We start from the raw sequence: 841 nt of genomic DNA on the forward strand, positions 1-841 counted from the left end.
CTAGGGTCAGGACTCATTGGTCATAGCCAGAAGATGACGGTGGCCGCGAGGGCGATGGCGGAGAAGAAGACCGTTGGGCATCGGTCGTAGCGGGTGGCGACGCGACGCCAGTCTTTCAGGCGTCCGAACATGATCTCGATACGGCTTCGGCGTCGGTAGCGGCGCTTGTCGTATCTGACCGGCTCGTTACGCGATCTTCGACCTGGGATGCAGGGCTGGATGCCCTTGGCTTCCAAAGCGTCCCTGAACCAGTCGGCATCATAACCGCGATCACCAAGCAGCCATTGCGCCTTTGGCAGATCGTCCAGCAAAGCTGCCGCGCCAGTGTAGTCGCTGACTTGCCCGGCGGTCATGAAGAAGCTCAGGGGCCGCCCGTCCGCATCGCTGACGGCATGCAGCTTGGTGTTCATGCCGCCTTTCGTGCGGCCGATCAGGCGGCCAAGATCCCCTTTTTAACCCGCAGGCTCGATGCCGTGCGGTGTGCCTTCAGGTAGGTCGCGTCGATCATGACCGTCTTTGGCACGGCCTCCGCTGCCGCGAGCCCCTCCATCATGCGCAAGAAGACACCCCTCGCGCCCCACCGCTTCCAGCGATTGTAGAGCGTCTTGTGCGGGCCATAGTCCTTCGGCGCATCACACCAGCGCAGTCCGTTGCGGTTGACGAAAACGATGCCGCTGAGCACCCGCCGATCATCGACGCGAGGCTTGCCGTGGCTCTTCGGAAAGAACGGTTGCAGACGCGCCATCTGCTCATCCGTCAGCCAGTACAAGTCACTCATCCGCGGTCTCCTCACGGAGCCTGAATCAGATCGCCACGCTCACATCAATGGGTCCTGACCCTA

General features: G+C 62.0%; 1 protein-coding gene. It reads right to left on the minus strand.

All coding sequences use genetic code 11. The features are described 5' to 3' along the window. Positions 1 to 20: 20 nt before the first annotated feature. Positions 21 to 778 (minus strand): IS5 family transposase gene (locus OXQ95_RS18605; RefSeq protein WP_267383120.1). Its coding sequence is split into 2 segments (ribosomal slippage): positions 21 to 445 and positions 445 to 778, totalling 759 coding nucleotides; the frame shifts between segments, so codons are not numbered across the junction. Positions 779 to 841 lie beyond the last annotated feature (63 nt).

Source organism: Sphingomonas sp. GC_Shp_6 (assembly GCF_026540835.1).
In the GTDB taxonomy this organism is placed as follows: Bacteria; Pseudomonadota; Alphaproteobacteria; order Sphingomonadales; family Sphingomonadaceae; genus Sphingomonas.